Source organism: Rathayibacter sp. RFBD1, assembly GCF_002932915.1.
Classification (GTDB): Bacteria; Actinomycetota; Actinomycetes; order Actinomycetales; family Microbacteriaceae; genus Rathayibacter.
Window position 1 is genome coordinate 107,724 of record NZ_PSWQ01000022.1, and the last position, 17,132, is coordinate 124,855.

Consider the following 17,132-nt stretch of genomic DNA (forward strand, 5'->3'; position numbering starts at 1 on the left):
TGTCGCGCCGTGCCACCGGCGGCCGGGTGCGGAGCATGATGGAGGGATGGTCGAGCAGCGTCATCCGTGGTCCCGCTACGTCGCCCTGGGCGACTCCTTCACCGAGGGGATCGGCGATCCCGAGCCCGGCAGCCCCGGCGGGCACCGCGGCTGGGCGGACCGCGTGGCGGAGGTCCTGGGCAGCCAGAACGAGGACTTCGCCTACGCCAACCTGGCGGTCCGCGGCCGCCTCCTGCAGCAGATCGTCGACGAGCAGGTCGAGCCCGCCCTGGAGCTGCGCCCCGACCTCATCACCATCTCCGCGGGCGGGAACGACGTCATCCGCCCGGGGACCGACCCCGACGACATCGCGTCCCGCTTCGAGTCGGGCCTCGCCCGGCTCCGCTCCGACGGGGCGACCGTCGTCCTCTTCACCGGAGTGGATGTGGGCTTCTCCCCCGTGTTCGGACGGATCCGCGGGAAGGTCGCGATCTACAACGAGAACCTGCGGTCGCTGGCCAAGCGGTACGACTGCATCGTCGCCGACCAGTGGTCCCTCCAGGAGATCCAGGACGTGCGGATGTGGGCGCCGGACCGCCTGCACCTCAACCCGCACGGCCACCACGAGGTCGCGCGCATGGTCCTCGAGTCGCTGAACGTCGAGAACGACCTGCGCCCCCTGGCCCCGGAGCCGCTGCACGCCCGCACCTGGCGTGCCGCCCGCACGGAGGACATCCAGTGGGCGCGGGAGTACCTCGTGCCGTGGGTGCTGCGCCGCGTCCGCCACCAGTCCTCCGGCGACTTCATCACCGCCAAGCGGCCCTCCGCCGAGCGCTGGAGCACCGATCCCGCGGCCTCGGAGCCGGGCTCGGTCGTGCCGGGCAACGCGACGCCGGAGGAGGTCGCCGAGGACATCGCGACCGCGGGCGTGCGGATCATCGACGACCGGGCCGCGGATCCCCTGGCCTGATCCGCTCCCGGGAGGCGGCGGCTCGCCCCGCGCTCAGCCGAACAGCTCGGCCGGGTGGCCGAGGCGCCAGGCGAAGCCCGGGTCCTCGATCGACCCGTCGGCGACGAGGGGAAGCTCGTACGGGGTGCCGTTGACGTCGACGGTCGCGGTCCCCACGCGCTCGCCGTCGGCGACGGTCTCGAGCGGATCGAGGGCGACCGTGGTCGTCGTCGAGACCGCACCCCACACCAGCACGGACCGCGCCTCCGCGGTCTCGGCCGTCGCCGTCTCTCCCCAGGCGCTCGTGAGGGTGCCGTAGTCCTGGCCCTCGACGGTCAGCGGGACGGTCCGGAAGCCCGCCTCGACGGTCGGGACGAGGGTCAGCACGTCCGCGGCGAGCTGCGGGTGCGTGCGCGCGCCCACCACCACGCCGACGAGGGTGACCGGCCGGCCCTCGACGGTCGCGTCGAGCGAGAACAGCAGGCACGAGCCCGCCTCGTCGGTCGTCCCCGTCTTGATACCGTCCACTCCCGAGCGGCCGAGGAGCGAGTTGGTGTTGTCGACCTCGCCGACCCCCGGGATGACCGCGGTCGGCGTCGCGACGATCGGAGCGAGCACCGGGTCCGCGATCAGCAGCTCGCCCAGGCGCACCATCTCGGCCGTCGTGCTGACCGTCGCCGGCGAGAGCCCGCTGGTGTCGGCGAGGGAGGTCCGCTCGAGCCCCTGCCCGTCGAGCCAGCCGCGCGCCGCGGCGAGGAAGGCGTCCTCCGAGCCGTACGCCCAGATCGCGAGGGACTTCGCGTAGTTGTTCGCGGACGGGAGCATCATGGCGGTCAGCGCCTCCCGCTCGGTCAGCTGCAGACCCGCGGTGACCGGAGCGTTCGAGCCGTTCTCGGCCAGGGTGTCGTTGTAGTACTGCACGTCCGCGCTCGTGAAGGTGATGGTCTCCCCGTCCGTCCCCTCTGCGATCGGCTTCGCCGCGAGGACGACGAGAGCGGTGACGACCTTGGCGATGCTCCCCGTCGGCACGGTTCCGGTGGAGCCGTAGCGGGCGAGCAGCCCGTCCTCCTCCGTCCCGTCGATGCCCACGGCCGCCACGGCGCCGGAGCCGTAGGCCGGCCAGGCCGGAGCGGGCGCGTCGACGGTGCTCGAGACGGGGTCCACCGCGACGGCGCTCGCCGTCGGCAGCTCCGCGGTCGCCGCGTTGGTCGCGTAGGCACCGCCTCCACCGACCAGCACGGTCGCAGCGACGAGACCGGCGACGACCGCCCCGCGCCGTCGACGCGGTCGCGGCTCCGGCGCGGCGGGCTCCCCGAACAGGTCGAGGGCGTCGTCGGATCGGGTCGGGGAGGTCACCCCGTCATCGTACGGGCGGGCCTCTCACCCGTCCCGGACGCCGCCCCGTCGTCGGACGCGGCGGGTGACGCGCGGCACCGACCCCGATCCCGCGTCGCGAGCGTCAGCGGCGGGTCACCACCGGGCCGCCGAGCGCTGGAGCCCGGCGGTCAGCGCCCGCGGGTCAGCGCCCACAGTGCGACGGCGCTCGCCGAGGCCACGTTGAGCGAGTCGACGCCGTGCAGCATCGGGATGGTGACGACGGTGTCCGAGGCGTCCAGCGCCGCGCGGCTGAGCCCGTCCCCCTCGGCGCCCAGGACGATCGCGACGCGCTCGGGGCGAGCCGCCGCGTACTCGTCGAGCGGCACCGCGTCCGGAGCGAGCGCCAGCGCGGCGACCGAGAACCCGGCCTCCTCCAGAGCGCGGCGGGCCGGTGCCCACTCGGGGGTGCGCGTCCACGGCACCTGCAGGACCGTGCCCATGCTCACCCGGACGCTGCGCCGGTACAGGGGGTCCGCACACCGCGGCGTCACGAGCACCGCGTCCGCGCCCATGCCGGCCGCGGCGCGGAAGACGGCGCCGACGTTGGTGTGGTCGACCAGGTCCTCCAGGATCACGACGAGGCGCGCGCCCTCCAGCAGCTCGGCCATCGGCCGCAGCGGCGGACGGTGCATCGAGGCGAGCGCTCCGCGGTGGAGGTGGAACCCGGTCAGCTCCTCGATCAGCGGATCCGGCGCCACGAAGACCGGCACCTCGGGATGACGCTCGAGCACCCCGGCCGCGTCCGGCAGCCGCTTCTCCTGCACCAGGACCGAGCGGGGACGGTGCCCGGCGTCGAGCGCCCGCTCGATCACCTTGGCCGACTCGGCGATGTACAGACCGCCCTCCGGCTCCAGCACCCGCCGCAGCGCCACGTCGGTGAGGCGGTGGTAGTCGGCGAGGAGCGGGTGGTCGAGGTCGGTGATGTGCACGATCGGCATCCCGGCAATCTAGGGCACGGCGCGGACTAAACTCGTCCAGGGGCCGCTCGAACGGCCCTCGAAGGAGGCGCGGATGGAGTCGAGTCCGACACCGGTCGCCGAGGGCCCCGAGGCGCTCGCGGTCGAGCAGGCCGTCGAACTCCTCAGCGGGCGCCGCATCGCCGCCGTCACCGGCGCGGGCATGAGCACCGACTCGGGCATCCCCGACTACCGCGGAGCCGGGGCACCGGTGCGCAGCCCGATGACCTACTCCCAGTTCGTCGCCGATCCCGACTACCGCCGCCGGTACTGGGCCGGCAGCCAGCTCGGCTGGCGCCGCTTCACCAGCACGCTCCCCAACGACGGCCACCGGGCCCTGGCCCGGCTCGAGGAGCGCGGCCTGCTCACGGGCGTCGTCACGCAGAACGTCGACGGCCTGCACGTCCGAGCCGGCTCGCGCCGCGTGGTGGATCTGCACGGCTCGGCGGACCGTGTGCGCTGCATGACCTGCGGCCAGTACTTCGCCCGCGACGCGGTGGCCGAGCGGATCGAGGCGCTCAACCCCTGGCTCGACGACCCCGACGTCTCCTCCCTCAACCCCGACGGCGACGCCGAGGTCCACGACGTCTCGGCGATGACCGTCCCCGAGTGCACGGTCTGCGGCGGGATCCTGAAGCCGGACATCGTCTTCTTCGGCGAGTTCATCCCGACCGAGCGGTTCGAGGAGGCGCGCGCCATCGTCGCGGGCGCCGACGCGCTGCTCGTGGCCGGCTCGTCGCTCGTGGTCAACTCCGGCATCCGCTTCCTCGAGATCGCCCGTCGCGCCCGGATGCCGATCGTGATCGTCAACCGCGGCACCACCAAGGGCGACTCGCGCGCGAGCATCAAGATCGACGGCGGCACCAGCGAGGTGCTCCGCGAGCTCGCCGAGCGCCTGCCCGCGCGCCGCACCGCCGCCCTCTGAGCTCCCGCCCGCTCCGCACCCGACCTCCCGAGAGGCCCCTGTGACCCAGCTCACCCTCGTCCGCCACGGCCAGACCGACTGGAACGCCGCCCGGCGCATCCAGGGCAGGAGCGACATCCCGCTCAATGCGACCGGGCGCGCCCAGGCGCGGGCGGCGGCGCGGCTGCTCGCCGACCGGCGCTTCGACGCCGTGGTCGCCAGTCCGCTGCAGCGCGCCTTCGACACCGGAGCCATCATCGCGCGCGGTCTCGGCCTCGACGAGCCGCTGGCGGTGCCGGGCCTGGCCGAGCGCGCCTACGGCGAGGCGGAGGGGATGACCGGTCCCGAGCTCGCCGAGCGCTTCCCCGGAGGCATCGAGCGCGCGCCGATCCCCGGCTGCGAGACCCGCGCCGAGGTCGTCGAGCGGGCGACCGCCGCGCTGCGCGAGGTGGCCGAGCGCTTCCCGGCGCGTCCGTCGTCGTCGCCACGCACGGTGCGGTCATCGGCAGCCTGATCCGCGCGCTCAGCAGCGAGGACCTCCCCGTACACGGCGTCTCGGTCGGCAACGGCTCCCGGCACGACTTCGCGATCGTCGACGGGGCACTGCGCATCGTCGGCGTCGACGACTCCGGCGACGTGGTCGTGGCGGACGTCGACCTCGACGACGTGCTCAGCCCGGCCCCGGGAGCCTGACGGCCCGCCTCCCGGAGGCGGTCCGATCGCCGGACCGCGTCAGCGCCGGCCGAGGTCCTGCAGGAGCCCGAAGAGCACCCGGGCGGAGTCGCGCCAGGAGAAGGCCGCGGCCCGCTCCCTCGCCCGGGCCGAGTGCGTCCGCCACACGGCGCCGTCCTCGAGCGACCGCACGCCGTCCGCGATGCCCTTCGCGCTCGACGGGTCGACGTACACGGCGGCGTCCTGGGCGATCTCGCGGAAGATCGGGATGTCGCTCACCACGACCGGCGTCCCGAGCGCCATCGCCTCGACCAGCGGGATCCCGAAGCCCTCGTCCCTGCTCGCCGTCACGAGAGCGGTCGCCCGCGCGAGCACCGCACGGTACTCCGCGTCCGGCGCCCCCTGGTGGAACACCAGCTTCGCGGTCGGCGCCAGGGCCCGGAGCGTCTCGACGGTCTCGTCGCTCGCCCGGCTCATCAGGTGCAGCTCGTAGTCGGGCAGCAGCCGCATCGCGCGCGCGAGCGTCTCGACGTTCTTGTAGGGCATGAACGAGCCCATGTAGACGAGCGAGCGCGCGGCCGACCGGTCCGGCAGCGATCCCGCCAGAGCGGCGCTCGCCTCGTCGGGCTCGGTCGCCGCGTTCGGGACGACGACCACCGGCCGGATGGTGAGGCGGTGGGAGCGGATCAGGTCGCGGGTGGTCTCCGAGACGGTGACGACCGCGTCGGCGCGCTGAAGGAGCCTCCGCTGCGGCCACCAGGCGAGGTGGTAGAGCCGCCAGAGCGCGCGCACGGGAGCGGCCAGGTCGCGCGGCGGAGTGCGGTGGCGGTAGTAGATGAGGTCGTGCACGGTCAGGACGAGCCGGTAGCGGCGGCCGAGCGAGCCCATGGTCTGCATCGGCGAGAAGACCACGTCGGGCCGCAGCCGGTTCACCAGCAGCGCGACGAACGGCTCGAACGGGCTGGTCGGCCCGGTCACGCGCTCCCACGGGAGCGACGGGAGCATCGCGAGCTGGCGGCGGTCGCTGATCAGCATGGTCACGTCGTGCAGCTTCGCGAGCTCGCGGACGAGCTCCGCGGTGTAGCGGCTGATCCCGTCGTGCCGCTCGAGCCGGGTGTACCGGCAGTCGACGACGATCCTCATCGGTCGATCCCCTCCTCGAGGGCCGTCCGCAGCACGGCGGCGGCCTCGTCCGGCGTCTCGTAGTGGATCAGGTGGCCGACTCCGTCGATGACGTGCAGGCGGGCGTGCGGCAGCCTCTCGAGCAGGCGGTACTGCGCCGAGAGCGGAGTGATGTCGTCCTGCGCCGCGGCGATCAGCTGCGTCGGCACCCGGATCCGGGAGGCGTACTCGCCGACGTCGTGCGAGACGGAGGCGCGGAACGCCTCGAGGACCGTGTCGCGGGAGGCGAAGGCGCTGAAGTAGCGGTCGTGCTGGTCGTGCACGAAGCGTCGCAGCGCCGGCTCCTTCGTCTTCACCATCGCCAGGCTCATCACCCGCACGATCAGCGGGTCGCTGAGCAGGCGGCGTCCGAGGGGCCCCGGCAGGAGCGCGCCGAGCCGGTAGTAGAGGACGGCGAGCCTGGTCAGGACGCCGCGCGGACCCTGCAGGGCGGGCGCGCCGATCGGGTTGACCAGCACCAGGAGCGGAGCGGGCAGCCCGTCGGCGACGGCCGCGGCCGCGACGATCGAGCCGAAGGAGTGGCCGAGGACGGCCGCCTCACCGCGGAGCCCCAGCGCGTCGAGGAAGGAGCCGAGCCAGGAGGCGTAGCCGTCCACGTCGTGCGGCAGGCGCGTCATGGGGGTCGAGGCGCCGAAGCCGGGCAGGTCGGGAGCGACGACCCGCACGTCCGCTCCCCCGGCGAGCAGACGGGCGACGACGGGCTCGAGGCCGTGGTGCTCGCCGCGGAACCCGTGCACCAGCACGAGGACGGTCGAGGCGTCCGGAGCGCCGTAGGTCCAGTAGGCGGTGCGGGATCCGGCGACGTCCACCGCGGCCTCGCGGACGGGGACACGGCCGAGATCGGAGGCGTAGGGGGAGGGAGTGGTCATCGCGTTCCTTATCGTAGGGAAAGCCCGTCGAAGATCTGGCCGCAACGCCTTGCGTGGCCTCGATCCGAGCCGGGAGCATGATCACGCGCTCGCAACACGGCGCACCGCCCACCCGTCTCGCGAGACGGTCATCCGCTCAGGCAGCAGCAGAAGGAGCACCGTGAGCTTCACGTCGCCGATCCAACTCCCCGGACTCGCCCTCGACCCCCAGTGGTACCGCCGGGCGGTGTTCTACGAGGTGATGATCCGGTCGTACTACGACTCCAACGGCGACGGCGCCGGCGACATCAACGGGCTCGCCTCCAAGCTCGACTACCTGCAGTGGCTCGGGATCGACGCCCTCTGGCTCCCGCCGTTCTACATGTCGCCTCTGCGCGACGGCGGCTACGACGTCTCCGACTTCAAGGCGATCCTCCCCGAGTTCGGCACGATGGAGGACTTCCGCGACCTCGTGCGGAAGGCCCACGAGCGCAACATGCGCATCGTGATGGACTTCCCGCTCAACCACACCAGCGACCAGCACGAGTGGTTCCAGCAGTCCCGGTCCGACCCCGAGGGCCCCTACGGCGACTTCTACGTCTGGAACGACACCGACGACAAGTGGCCGGACATCCGCATCATCTTCGTCGACACCGAGGACTCGAACTGGGCCTTCGACGCCGAGCGCCGCCAGTTCTACTTCCACCGCTTCTTCTCGCACCAGCCGGACCTCAACTTCGAGAACCCCGCCGTGCACGAGGCGATCCACGACGTGGTCAAGTTCTGGCTCGACCTCGGCGTCGACGGCATCCGGCTCGACGCGATCCCCTACCTCTACGAGTCCGACGAGGGCAACGGAGAGGGCGAGCCGCCCACCCACGAGTTCATCAAGAACCTCCGCACCATGGTCGACCGCGACTACCCCGGCCGCATCCTGATCGCCGAGGCGAACCAGTGGCCGCGGGAGGTCGCCGCGTTCTTCGGCACGGAGGAGGAGCCCGAGTGTCACATGGCGTTCGACTTCCCGGTCATGCCGCGCATCTTCTACTCCCTCCGCGCGCAGACGGCGAACGAGCTGAAGAAGGTGCTCTCCGAGACGTTCGACATCCCCAGCGGCGCCGCCTGGGGCGTGTTCCTCCGCAACCACGACGAGCTCACGCTCGAGATGGTGTCCGAGGAGTACCGCCAGGCCATGTACGGCTGGTACGCCTACGACCCGCGGATGCGCTCCAACATCGGCATCCGCCGCAGGCTCGCGCCGCTTCTGGACAACTCGCGCGCCGAGCTCGAGCTGATCAACGCCCTGCTCTTCTCCCTCGCCGGCAGCCCGTTCCTGTACTACGGCGACGAGATCGGCATGGGCGACAACATCTGGCTCAACGACCGCGACGCGTCGCGCACGCCGATGCAGTGGACGCCCGACCGCAACGCCGGCTTCTCGGCCGCCGACCCCGGCAAGCTCGTGCAGCCGATCGTCCAGTCGCTCGTCTACCACTACAACCAGGTCAACGTGGAGGCGCAGCTGGCGCAGTCCCGCTCCCTGCTGCACTGGATGCGGAACGTCCTGCACGTGCGCCGCGGCCACCCGGCGTTCGGCCTCGGGTCGATGCGCGTCCTCGAGACGGACCACGAGTCGGTGCTCGCCTTCGTGCGGGACTACGCCGGCTCGGGCTCCGAGATGGGCGACCAGCCCGAGGAGGTGCTCTGCGTCTTCAGCTTCAACCACAACCCGGTCTCGGTCACGATCACGGACCCGGAGAACCCCGGATCGACGCTCAGCGACCTGTTCGGCGGCGGCCGCTTCCCCGGATTCTCGGACGACGGCACGCTGACGATGACACTCGGCACGCAGGGCTTCTTCTGGCTCCACGTCGCCAAGGCGCACGAGGCCCGCTGACCCGGCAGCACGCCGAGGGGCCTCCGGCCGATGTCGGAGGCCCCCTTTAGGCTGTCGGCGTGAGCACCACCGGAACGACCGAGACGCAGACCGAGCCGATGCTGTTCGACGACGCCGAGCAGGAGCTCGTCCCCTCCGAGGGGGCGCGGTGGTTCGATCTGCTGGCCGTGTTCGACCTCGAGACCACCGGCATCGACGTCCGCACGAGCCGCATCGTCACCGCGCACGTCGGCGTGATCGACGCGGCGGGCGAGCCGATCGAGGGCACGACCTGGCTCGCCGATCCCGGGGTCGAGATCCCGGCCGGCGCCTCCGCCGTCCACGGGATCAGCACCGAGCACGCCCGCGCGCACGGCCGCCCCGCCGGCGAGGTCGTGGCCGAGATCTCCGAGGCGCTGCGCTCGCTCCTCGCCCGCGGCATCCCGGTCGTCGTCTACAACGCCCCCTACGACCTCTCACTCCTCGCCCACGAGGCGCGCCGCTGGGGCGTGCCCGTGCTGCTCGACCCGAGCCCCGTCGTCGATCCGCTCGTGATCGACAAGGCGGTGGACCGCTACCGCAAGGGCAAGCGCACCCTGACCCTCGCAGCCGAGCACTACGGCGTCGCCCTCACCGAGGCACACGACGCGGGCGCGGACGCGATCGCGGCGGGCCGCGTCGCCCAGGCGCTGGGCCGCGCCTTCGCGGACGAGCTCGGAGTCGGCGCGGAGGCCCTGCACGCGCTCCAGGTCGACTGGTGCCGCACCCAGGCCGAGTCCTTCCAGGAGTACATGCGCCGCGTCCGCGACGAGTCCTTCGTCGCCGACGGGGGCTGGCCGGTCCGCCACTGACCCCTCAGATCAGCGTGCGCCCCTCGCGCAGGAGCGCCACGTACTCCGCGATCCGCCGCTCCCGCGTCGCCGCCCGCTTCAGCTGCGAGAGGCGGAAGAGGAACGCGAAGCGCTTCTGCCCGCCGACGGTCGCGAAGAAGGCCAGCGCCTGCGGATCCGCGTCGAGCGCCCGCTGGAAGTCGTCCGGCACCTCCGCATCGCGCTGCCGGTAGGCCGCGTCCCAGCGCCCGTCGGCACGTGCCCGCTCGACCTCGGCCAGCCCGCCCGGCAGCATCCGACCCTCCGCCAGCAGCCGTGCGACATGATCGCGGTTGACCTTGGACCACGGGCTCGCGCGACGCCGCGGGGTGAAGGCCTGGAGCTTGAACTGCTCGTCGAAGGCTCCCGCCTGACCGTCGATCCAGCCGTGGCAGAGCGCGATGTCGAGCGCCTCAGCGTAGGTGATCCCCGGATCCACGGCGGCCTTCTTCCGCAGCTTCAGCCGGACTCCGTCCGGGTCGGGCTCGCCGCGGAGGTAGGCGTCCCACTCCTCGGGAGTCGTGAACGGCAGGATCGGCTTGTCGGCGAAGGACACCATGCCGGGACGCTACCGCGCCGGCTCCCCGACGGCCACGGCCCGCCCGTCGGCGCAAGCCCTCGCTCCGCGGACCGCGGCGCTGTGGGATCGGGTGAGCACGTGTTCCCCCTCCCCCCCTCTCGCAAGGAGAAGTCATGCCCACGATCCGCACGGTCACCGTCCTCGGCAGCGGAGTGCTCGGCTCCCAGATCGCCTTCCAGTCGTCCTTCCACGGCTTCGCCGTCACCGTCTACGACCTCTCCGACGACGTCCTCGAGTCGGCGCGCGAGCGGCTCCGCGGTCTCGCGGGCGTCTACGAGTCGGTGCCCGGCGGCGTCGCCGGCGGACCGCAGGAGGCGCTCGACTCCCTCCGCCTCACCTCCGACCTCGCGGAGGCTGTCGCCGACGCCGACCTCGTGATCGAGGCCGTCCCCGAGGACCTGGGCCTGAAGCAGGAGCTGTACGGCCGCCTGGGTGCGCTCGCTCCCGAGCGCACGGTCTTCGCGACCAACTCGTCCACGCTGCTCCCCAGCGACCTGAAGGCCTCGACCGGCCGACCCGATCGGTTCCTCGCGCTGCACTACGCCAACCACGTCTGGGCGCAGAACACGGCCGAGATCATGGGGACGGTGGACACGGACCCCGCCGTGGTCGACGCCGTCGTGGAGTTCGCCGTCTCCAGCGGCCTCGAGCCCATCAGGCTGCAGAAGGAGAAGGCCGGCTACGTCCTGAACTCGCTGCTGGTGCCGCTCCTCAACGCCGCGTCGGGGCTGCTCATGGGCGGCTACGCCGACCACGAGACCATCGACAAGACCTGGAGGATCGGCACCGGCGCCCCGCTCGGACCCTTCCAGATCTTCGACGTCGTCGGTCTGCGGACCGCCTACAACATCGCCGCCGCGGCCCCGGACGAGGCCTCCCAGGCCTTCGCCGCCCACCTGAAGACGGAGTACCTCGATCGCGGCCGCCTCGGAACGGCCACCGGAGAGGGCTTCTACCGCTACTGAGGACCGCCCCCCGGGAACGATGAAGGGCCCCCGACCGTGAGGTCGAGGGCCCTTCGAGGAGTGCTACTTGCCGAAGTTCTTGTAGCGGCTGTTGAACTTCTCGACGCGGCCGGCCGAGTCCATGATGCGCTGCTTGCCCGTGTAGAACGGGTGCGAGGCGGAGGAGATCTCGACGTCGATGACGGGGTAGGTCACGCCGTCGAGCTCGATCGTCTTGCTGCTCTTCGCGGTCGAGCGGGTGAGGAAGGTCTCACCGGACGCGAGGTCGCGGAAGACGATCGCGGAGTACTCGGGGTGGATGTCGGTCTTCATGGTCGTGTCCTGTCGTCGATGGTCCTGAACCGCACCTGTCGTCGACGGGAACGGGTGGATGAGGGCGGGCGCACCGCGAACGGGCCCGAACCAGCTACCGAGAATACCAGACCGGCAGCGCGCGCAGAAGTCGCGCCGCGCCCGGATCCCGGAGCCGGGGTCAGCCGCGGGCGCGGGCCGAGAAGCGCCCGTTCTCGCGGGTGAGAGCGATGTCGAGCCCGAAGGTCTCGGCGAGCGTCGCCTCGGTCAGGGACTCGGCCAGCGGGCCCGCCGCCACCACCGCTCCGTCGCGGAGGAGCAGGGCGTGGGTGAAGCCGTCGGGGATCTCCTCGACGTGGTGGGTCACCATCACGATCGCGGGCGACGCCGGGTCCTTCGCGAAGCCGCCCAGCAGCTGGACGAGCTCCTCGCGGGCGCCGAGGTCGAGGCTCGCTGCCGGCTCGTCGAGCAGGAGCAGCTCGGGGTCGGTCATGATCGCGCGGGCGATCTGGACGCGCTTCTGCTCGCCGTCCGAGAGCGTCCCGAAGGTGCGCTCGGCGAGGTGCTCGAGCTTCCACTCGGACAGCACGCGGCGGGCGCGGCGCTCGTCGATCGCGTCGTAGCCCTCGTTCCAGCGGCCGGTGACGGCGTAGGCGGCGGTCATCACGACGTCGAGCACGCTCTCGCCGGCCGGGAGGCGGCGCGCCATCGCGGTCGAGGCGTAGCCGATGCGCGGGCGCAGCTCGAACACGTCGACCCGGCCGAGGGTCTCCTCGAGCAGGTGCGCGGCACCGGTCGAGGGGTAGTTCTGCGCGGCGGCGATCTGCAGGATCGAGGTCTTGCCCGCCCCGTTGGGGCCGAGGATCACCCAGCGCTCGTCCTCGGCCACGTCCCACGACACGTGGTCGAGGATCCGCTTGCCGTTCCGGACGAAGGACACATCGACGAACGAGACAACGCTGGGCATGGGAGCCATTCTAAAGGAGGCGGCCGGGAGGCTCAGACGAGCGAGTCGTAGATCGCCCGGGTGTCCCGCGCGATCTGCGTCCAGCTGAAGTGGCTCTGCGCGCGCTCGCGGCCCGCGGCGCCCATCCGCTTCGCCGTCTCCGGGTCGGCGACGACCTCGGCGAGGGCGGCGGCCAGGTCGGCGACGTAGCGCTCCGGGTCCACGGGGGTGCCGGTGCCGTCGGTGACCTGCTCGATCGGGACGAGACGGCCGGTCACGCCGTCGTCGACGACCTCCGGGATGCCGCCGGTCGCCGTCCCGACGACCGCCGCACCGCAGGCCATCGCCTCGAGGTTGACGATGCCGAGGGGCTCGTAGATCGAGGGGCAGACGAACGTGGTCGCGTTCGTCAGGACCGCGGAGAGCTGGTGGCGCGGTAGGTGCCGGTCGATCCAGACGACGCCGGTGCGCTCCTCCTGGAGGCTGCGGACGAGGGAGGTGACCTCGGCCATGATCTCGGGGGTGTCGGGGGCGCCCGCGCAGAGCACGAGCTGCACCTCGGGAGGCAGGGTCGCCGCGGCGCGGAGCAGGTAGGGCAGGCCCTTCTGCCGGGTGATGCGGCCGACGAAGACCACGGAGGGGCGCGAGGGGTCGATGCCCAGCTCGGCGAGGACGGCCTCGTCCTCGACCGGGTGCCAGGCGTCGAGGTCGATGCCGTTGTAGACCACGTGGACCTTCGCCGGGTCCAGGGCCGGGTAGGAGCGGAGGATGTCCTCGCGCATGCCGCCGGACACTGCGATCACGGCGTCGGCGTTCTCGTACGCCTCCCGCTCGATCCAGCTCGAGACGCGGTAGCCGCCGCCGAGCTGCTCGGCCTTCCACGGACGCAGCGGCTCGAGGCTGTGCGCCGAGACCACGTGCGGGATGCCGTGCAGGAGCTGGGCGAGACGCCCCGCGGCGTTGGCGTACCAGGTGTGGGAGTGGACCAGGTCGGCCCCCGCCGCGTCCTGCGCGATCTGCAGGTCGACCCCGAGGGTCTGCAGCGCGCCGTTCGCCTCGGCGAGCTCCGCGGGGACGGAGTACGCGAACGTGCCCTCCTCCTCGCGCGGCGCGCCGAAGCAGCGCACCACGACCTCCAGGTCGCTGCGCAGCGCCTTGGTGAGCTCGGCCACGTGGACACCGGCTCCCCCGTACACCTCGGGCGGGTATTCCTTGGTCAGCAGATCGACTCGCACCCCCGAACCGTAGTACAGGGCGCTCCCCCGGCGACAGCCGGGGTCCACGGGGAAGCCCGAGCCCCTACTGTGGTGCCATGCAGTCAAAGAAGATCTTCGGCATCGTCCTCGCCGGCGGCGAGGGAAAGCGCCTCATGCCCCTCACGGCGGACCGGGCCAAGCCCGCGGTGCCGTTCGGCGGGCAGTACCGGCTGATCGACTTCGCGCTGTCCAACCTGATCAACTCCGGTCTCACTCAGATCGTCGTGCTGACGCAGTACAAGTCGCACTCGCTCGACCGCCACGTCTCGCAGACCTGGCGCCTCTCCGGGCTCCTGAACTCCTACGTCGCCTCGGTCCCCGCGCAGCAGCGCCTGGGCAAGCGCTGGTTCAGCGGCTCGGCCGACGCGATCCTGCAGAGCCTCAACCTGATCCGCGACGAGAAGCCCGACATCGTCGTCGTGGTCGGCGCCGACCACGTCTACCGCATGGACTTCTCGCAGATGATCGACGCGCACATCACGTCCGGTGCGAAGGCGACCGTCGCGGCCATCCGCCAGCCGATCGAGCTCGCGGACCAGTTCGGCGTCATCCAGCTCGCCGGTGACGAGGCGGGCGACGGCATCGTCCCGACGATGATCTCCGAGTTCCTCGAGAAGCCCAAGGACGCGGTCGGCCTGGCGGACTCCCCGCACGAGGTCCTCGCCTCCATGGGCAACTACGTCTTCGACGCGGACGCCCTGATCGACGCGGTCATCCGCGACGGCGAGTCCTCCACGTCGGACCACGACATGGGCGGCGACATCATCCCCGACTTCGTCGCGCGCGGCGAGGCCGGCGTCTACGACCTCAAGCTCAACGACGTCCCCGGCTCGACCGACCGCGACCGCTACTACTGGCGGGACGTCGGCACCATCGACTCCTTCTTCGAGGCCCACCAGGACCTCATCTCGGCGCTGCCGGTCTTCAACCTCTACAACCAGCAGTGGCCGATCTTCTCGTCGCAGCTGAACTCCCCTCCGGCCAAGATCGTCCGCGACGGCAAGGGCAACATGGGATCGACGGTCGACTCGGTCGTCTCGCTCGGCACCGTGATCTCGGGCGCGCACATCGAGCGCAGCGTCGTCGGGCCCTGGACGGTCATCGAGTCGAACGCGACGGTCACCGACTCGGTGGTCTTCGACAAGGTCCGCATCGGCCCGGACGCGCTGGTCGTCCGCGCTATCCTCGACAAGGACGTCGTCGTCGAGCCCGGTGCTCGAGTCGGCGTGGACCACGACCGCGATCGCGAGCGCGGGTTCACCGTCACCGAGTCGGGCATCACCGTCGTCGGCAAGGGCGTCGTCGTCCACCCGTAGCACCCCCGCGGGTCGAGCTCTGCGCCCCGGCGCGCCCACCCGACCGATCGGACCGGCCCATGAGTGAGCGTCCTGCGACGCCTGCCCGATTCCTCGTCGTCCTCGACGCGGACTCCACCCTCCTCCAGGACGAGGTGATCGAGCTCCTCGCGGTGCACGCCGGCTCCGAGGAGCGCGTCGCCGCCGTCACGGAGCGGGCGATGCGCGGCGAGCTCGACTTCGGCGAGAGCCTCCGCGAGCGGGTCGCCACTCTCGCCGGGGTCCCGGAGTCGGTGCTCCCCGGTGTGAGCTCGGGCGTACGCGTCACGCCCGGCGCCGCCGAGCTCGTGGCCGGCGTCCACGCCGCCGGCGGCCGCATCGGTGTGGTGTCCGGAGGGTTCCACGAGGTCCTCGACCCGGTCGCCGGTGCGCTCGGCCTCGACTTCGTCCGGGCCAACCGCCTCTGCTGCGGGGACGGCCTGCTGACCGGAGCGGTCGACGGGGCGGTCATCGACGCCGCGGCCAAGGCGGAGGCGCTCCGCGAGTGGGCGGCGGTCTCGGGCGTCCCGCCGCAGCGCACGATCGCCGTCGGCGACGGTGCGAACGACCTGGAGATGATGGCGGTCGCCTCCCTCGCGGTCGCCTTCAACGCCAAGCCCCTGGTGCGCGAGCGCGCCGACCTCGTCGTCGGCGGCCTCGACCTGTCGCAGCTGCTGCCTGTCCTCGGCCTCCGCGGCTGAGGCCCGCCTCCCCCGGCCTCAGGGAGGTCAGCGGCCCGCGATCGCGACGAGTCCGGCGCAGCCGAGCGCCAGCGCCCAGCTGACGAGCGAGCCCACCAGGAAGTACTCCGCCTTCTCGCCGCTGCCGCCGTCGCGGGAGATCTCGGGGAAGCGCACGATCCCCTTGGCCGCGAGCACGGCACCGGCGAGGCCGATCGCTCCGGCGAGCGTGAGACCGGCGATCAGCAGCCGCTCCAGCGGTCCGATCGTGCGCCCGCCCTGGAGGTCCGGCAGGCGGGCGTCGGCCGGCTCCCGACGCGCGAACCGCTCGCTCCAGCGCGGACGCGGCGCGGGCTCGGCCTGCGGGAGCTCGCGGAACAGCGCCGCCCGCACGATCACGTTGCCGCTCTCCAGCAGGAAGAGCCCGGCTCCGACCGCCAGAGCGAGCTGCTCGATCGGAGGGAGCGTGCTCGCGACGGTGGTCGGCGCGAGCGGCCCCGTCGGGACGCCGGCGGCGCGGTCGACAGCGGTCAGCACCAGGACCGCCGCGACGAGGGCGACGGCCGGACGCAGACCCCCGGGCGGCCGCGCGTTCTCGACGGTCGTGGTCGTCAGCAGCCAGGCTCCGGCCAGGACGACGACGATCGCCGCACCGAGCGGCGGGGCTCCGACGAGGAGCGCTGCGGTCACGGCTGCGGCGGCGAGCACGGGGATCGCGAGGAGGGCCGCACGGCGGCGGAGGTGCGTGCGCGCGAGGTCGCCGAGTCCGATCACGGCGAGCAGCAGCGCCGTCAGCACGTCTCCTCCAGCAGGCGGGCGCCGGCGAGGAGGGCGCCCGCTCCCGCGCGCCGCAGCGCCTGCGAGACGGCGGGCTGCGAGATCGACTCCTGCTCGCCCAGCTCCTTCTGCGACGCTCCGCGCAGGCTCCCCAGCACGAGTCGGCGATCGCGCGCGCTGAGCGCTCCGACCAGGGCGTCGCGGGAGAGGAGGTAGGCGTTGACCGCCGCCTCGCCGGAGTCCCCGTCGGCGTCCCCGGCGACGAACCATCCGCGGGCCGTGGGCACGGCACCGTCCTCGAGCGCGTGGGCGCGATCGATGGCCTCGCGCGCGCGCCACCAGCCGGACCCGTCCTCGAGGTCCCCGGCGATCCCCGATCCGACCACCCGGACCTCGCCCAGGCCGATGCCCGCGCGGCAGTCGACGCCGGCCGGGAGCGAGAGGCGCGCCTGCAGCGTCGCCCGGAGCGCGGCGTGGACGGAGGGGTAGATCGCCTGGAACTCGTCGCCGACCGTCGGGTGCAGGGGCTGGATCGCCGGGACCGCGGCCTCCACCTCGGCGAAGCCCCGCTCGATCTCGCGCTGAGCACCCGCGCGGTCGACGAGGGAGCGGGAGGTCACCAGGTCCAGGAGCACGGCGACGACATCAGAGGAGGTCATCGCATAAGCCTAGAGCTTATATCCGTCGGATA

The 17,132-nt window shown here is 72.4% G+C and carries 18 protein-coding genes; 8 read left to right on the top strand and 10 right to left on the bottom strand.

Going from position 1 to position 17,132, the window contains the following annotated elements; translation table 11 throughout:
- Positions 1 to 46: 46 nt before the first annotated feature.
- A complete protein-coding gene (locus tag C5D50_RS12615) occupies positions 47 to 949 on the top strand; it encodes an SGNH/GDSL hydrolase family protein (protein ID WP_104283658.1) in 903 nt (300 codons plus the stop codon).
- Positions 950 to 982: 33 nt separating this feature from the next.
- On the opposite strand, the gene C5D50_RS12620 is transcribed toward C5D50_RS12615, so the two are convergent.
- The gene (locus tag C5D50_RS12620; protein WP_104283659.1) at positions 983 to 2,284 is read right to left on the bottom strand and encodes a D-alanyl-D-alanine carboxypeptidase family protein; all 1,302 of its coding nucleotides are present in this window, start codon (positions 2,282 to 2,284) and stop codon (positions 983 to 985) included.
- A gap of 149 nt (positions 2,285 to 2,433) precedes the next feature.
- The gene (locus C5D50_RS12625) at positions 2,434 to 3,243 is read right to left on the bottom strand and encodes an RNA methyltransferase (RefSeq protein ID WP_104232619.1); all 810 of its coding nucleotides are present in this window, start codon (positions 3,241 to 3,243) and stop codon (positions 2,434 to 2,436) included.
- Positions 3,244 to 3,316: 73 nt separating this feature from the next.
- On the opposite strand from C5D50_RS12625, the gene C5D50_RS12630 reads away from it, so the two are divergent.
- Positions 3,317 to 4,186 carry a Sir2 family NAD-dependent protein deacetylase gene (locus C5D50_RS12630; RefSeq protein ID WP_104250355.1) on the top strand — a complete coding sequence of 290 codons (870 nt, stop codon included), beginning with the start codon at positions 3,317 to 3,319 and terminating at the stop codon, positions 4,184 to 4,186.
- A gap of 40 nt (positions 4,187 to 4,226) precedes the next feature.
- Positions 4,227 to 4,679, top strand: a complete 453-nt coding sequence (locus C5D50_RS12635) for a histidine phosphatase family protein (protein ID WP_258069624.1) — start codon at positions 4,227 to 4,229, stop codon at positions 4,677 to 4,679.
- Positions 4,680 to 4,897: 218 nt separating this feature from the next.
- On the opposite strand, the gene C5D50_RS12640 is transcribed toward C5D50_RS12635, so the two are convergent.
- Both C5D50_RS12640 and C5D50_RS12645 read right to left on the bottom strand, forming a co-directional pair.
- Positions 4,898 to 5,980, bottom strand: coding sequence for a glycosyltransferase family 1 protein (locus tag C5D50_RS12640; protein WP_104283660.1), 1,083 nt, complete (start codon positions 5,978 to 5,980; stop codon positions 4,898 to 4,900).
- A complete protein-coding gene (locus C5D50_RS12645) occupies positions 5,977 to 6,888 on the bottom strand; it encodes an alpha/beta fold hydrolase (protein ID WP_104283661.1) in 912 nt (303 codons plus the stop codon). The genes C5D50_RS12640 and C5D50_RS12645 overlap by 4 nt, the downstream gene beginning before the upstream one ends.
- Before the next feature lie 160 nt (positions 6,889 to 7,048).
- Here C5D50_RS12645 and treS point away from each other — a divergent pair, with 160 nt between their 5' ends.
- Entirely contained in the window at positions 7,049 to 8,764 is a 1,716-nt protein-coding gene (gene treS / locus C5D50_RS12650) for a maltose alpha-D-glucosyltransferase (RefSeq protein WP_104221970.1), read from the top strand.
- A gap of 98 nt (positions 8,765 to 8,862) precedes the next feature.
- Positions 8,863 to 9,594 carry a 3'-5' exonuclease gene (locus C5D50_RS12655; protein WP_104222136.1) on the top strand — a complete coding sequence of 244 codons (732 nt, stop codon included), beginning with the start codon at positions 8,863 to 8,865 and terminating at the stop codon, positions 9,592 to 9,594.
- Between the two features lie 4 nt (positions 9,595 to 9,598).
- On the opposite strand, the gene C5D50_RS12660 is transcribed toward C5D50_RS12655, so the two are convergent.
- Positions 9,599 to 10,171, bottom strand: a complete 573-nt coding sequence (locus C5D50_RS12660) for a YdeI family protein (protein ID WP_104237473.1) — start codon at positions 10,169 to 10,171, stop codon at positions 9,599 to 9,601.
- A gap of 134 nt (positions 10,172 to 10,305) precedes the next feature.
- On the opposite strand from C5D50_RS12660, the gene C5D50_RS12665 reads away from it, so the two are divergent.
- Positions 10,306 to 11,157 (top strand): 3-hydroxyacyl-CoA dehydrogenase, encoded by an 852-nt coding sequence (locus C5D50_RS12665; protein ID WP_104283662.1) that lies wholly within the window; start codon positions 10,306 to 10,308, stop codon positions 11,155 to 11,157.
- Between the two features lie 63 nt (positions 11,158 to 11,220).
- Here C5D50_RS12665 and C5D50_RS12670 read toward each other — a convergent pair whose 3' ends face one another.
- From C5D50_RS12670 to glgA, 3 genes are all read right to left on the bottom strand, one after another.
- Positions 11,221 to 11,469: a type B 50S ribosomal protein L31 gene (locus C5D50_RS12670; RefSeq protein ID WP_068253003.1), complete on the bottom strand. Its 249-nt coding sequence runs from the start codon at positions 11,467 to 11,469 to the stop codon at positions 11,221 to 11,223.
- A 160-nt stretch (positions 11,470 to 11,629) separates the two neighbouring features.
- The gene (locus C5D50_RS12675) at positions 11,630 to 12,415 is read right to left on the bottom strand and encodes an ABC transporter ATP-binding protein (RefSeq protein WP_104221964.1); all 786 of its coding nucleotides are present in this window, start codon (positions 12,413 to 12,415) and stop codon (positions 11,630 to 11,632) included.
- 32 nt (positions 12,416 to 12,447) lie between these two features.
- Positions 12,448 to 13,629: a glycogen synthase gene (glgA, locus tag C5D50_RS12680; RefSeq protein ID WP_104225282.1), complete on the bottom strand. Its 1,182-nt coding sequence runs from the start codon at positions 13,627 to 13,629 to the stop codon at positions 12,448 to 12,450.
- Positions 13,630 to 13,706: 77 nt separating this feature from the next.
- On the opposite strand from glgA, the gene C5D50_RS12685 reads away from it, so the two are divergent.
- Positions 13,707 to 14,966: a glucose-1-phosphate adenylyltransferase gene (locus tag C5D50_RS12685; RefSeq protein WP_104221960.1), complete on the top strand. Its 1,260-nt coding sequence runs from the start codon at positions 13,707 to 13,709 to the stop codon at positions 14,964 to 14,966.
- Between the two features lie 59 nt (positions 14,967 to 15,025).
- Complete coding sequence (serB, locus tag C5D50_RS12690) at positions 15,026 to 15,685, top strand: phosphoserine phosphatase SerB (RefSeq protein ID WP_104246808.1); 660 nt, start codon at positions 15,026 to 15,028, stop codon at positions 15,683 to 15,685.
- A gap of 27 nt (positions 15,686 to 15,712) precedes the next feature.
- Here serB and C5D50_RS12695 read toward each other — a convergent pair whose 3' ends face one another.
- Together C5D50_RS12695 and C5D50_RS12700 are read right to left on the bottom strand one after the other, a co-directional pair.
- On the bottom strand, positions 15,713 to 16,462 hold the full coding sequence (locus tag C5D50_RS12695; protein ID WP_104283663.1) for a hypothetical protein: 750 nt from the start codon (positions 16,460 to 16,462) through the stop codon (positions 15,713 to 15,715).
- Positions 16,456 to 17,100 (bottom strand): SatD family protein, encoded by a 645-nt coding sequence (locus C5D50_RS12700; protein ID WP_104221954.1) that lies wholly within the window; start codon positions 17,098 to 17,100, stop codon positions 16,456 to 16,458. The genes C5D50_RS12695 and C5D50_RS12700 overlap by 7 nt, the downstream gene beginning before the upstream one ends.
- Positions 17,101 to 17,132 lie beyond the last annotated feature (32 nt).

Coding starts and splice junctions, on each gene's coding strand:
- C5D50_RS12670 (WP_068253003.1), bottom strand. CDS start 11,469: ATGAAGACCGACATCCACCCCGAGTACTCCGCGATCGTCTTCCGCGAC.
- C5D50_RS12665 (WP_104283662.1), top strand. CDS start 10,306: ATGCCCACGATCCGCACGGTCACCGTCCTCGGCAGCGGAGTGCTCGGC.
- C5D50_RS12700 (WP_104221954.1), bottom strand. CDS start 17,100: ATGACCTCCTCTGATGTCGTCGCCGTGCTCCTGGACCTGGTGACCTCC.
- C5D50_RS12645 (WP_104283661.1), bottom strand. CDS start 6,888: ATGACCACTCCCTCCCCCTACGCCTCCGATCTCGGCCGTGTCCCCGTC.
- serB (WP_104246808.1), top strand. CDS start 15,026: ATGAGTGAGCGTCCTGCGACGCCTGCCCGATTCCTCGTCGTCCTCGAC.
- C5D50_RS12655 (WP_104222136.1), top strand. CDS start 8,863: ATGCTGTTCGACGACGCCGAGCAGGAGCTCGTCCCCTCCGAGGGGGCG.
- C5D50_RS12685 (WP_104221960.1), top strand. CDS start 13,707: ATGCAGTCAAAGAAGATCTTCGGCATCGTCCTCGCCGGCGGCGAGGGA.
- C5D50_RS12675 (WP_104221964.1), bottom strand. CDS start 12,415: ATGCCCAGCGTTGTCTCGTTCGTCGATGTGTCCTTCGTCCGGAACGGC.
- C5D50_RS12615 (WP_104283658.1), top strand. CDS start 47: ATGGTCGAGCAGCGTCATCCGTGGTCCCGCTACGTCGCCCTGGGCGAC.
- C5D50_RS12630 (WP_104250355.1), top strand. CDS start 3,317: ATGGAGTCGAGTCCGACACCGGTCGCCGAGGGCCCCGAGGCGCTCGCG.
- C5D50_RS12625 (WP_104232619.1), bottom strand. CDS start 3,243: ATGCCGATCGTGCACATCACCGACCTCGACCACCCGCTCCTCGCCGAC.
- C5D50_RS12640 (WP_104283660.1), bottom strand. CDS start 5,980: ATGAGGATCGTCGTCGACTGCCGGTACACCCGGCTCGAGCGGCACGAC.
- C5D50_RS12660 (WP_104237473.1), bottom strand. CDS start 10,171: ATGGTGTCCTTCGCCGACAAGCCGATCCTGCCGTTCACGACTCCCGAG.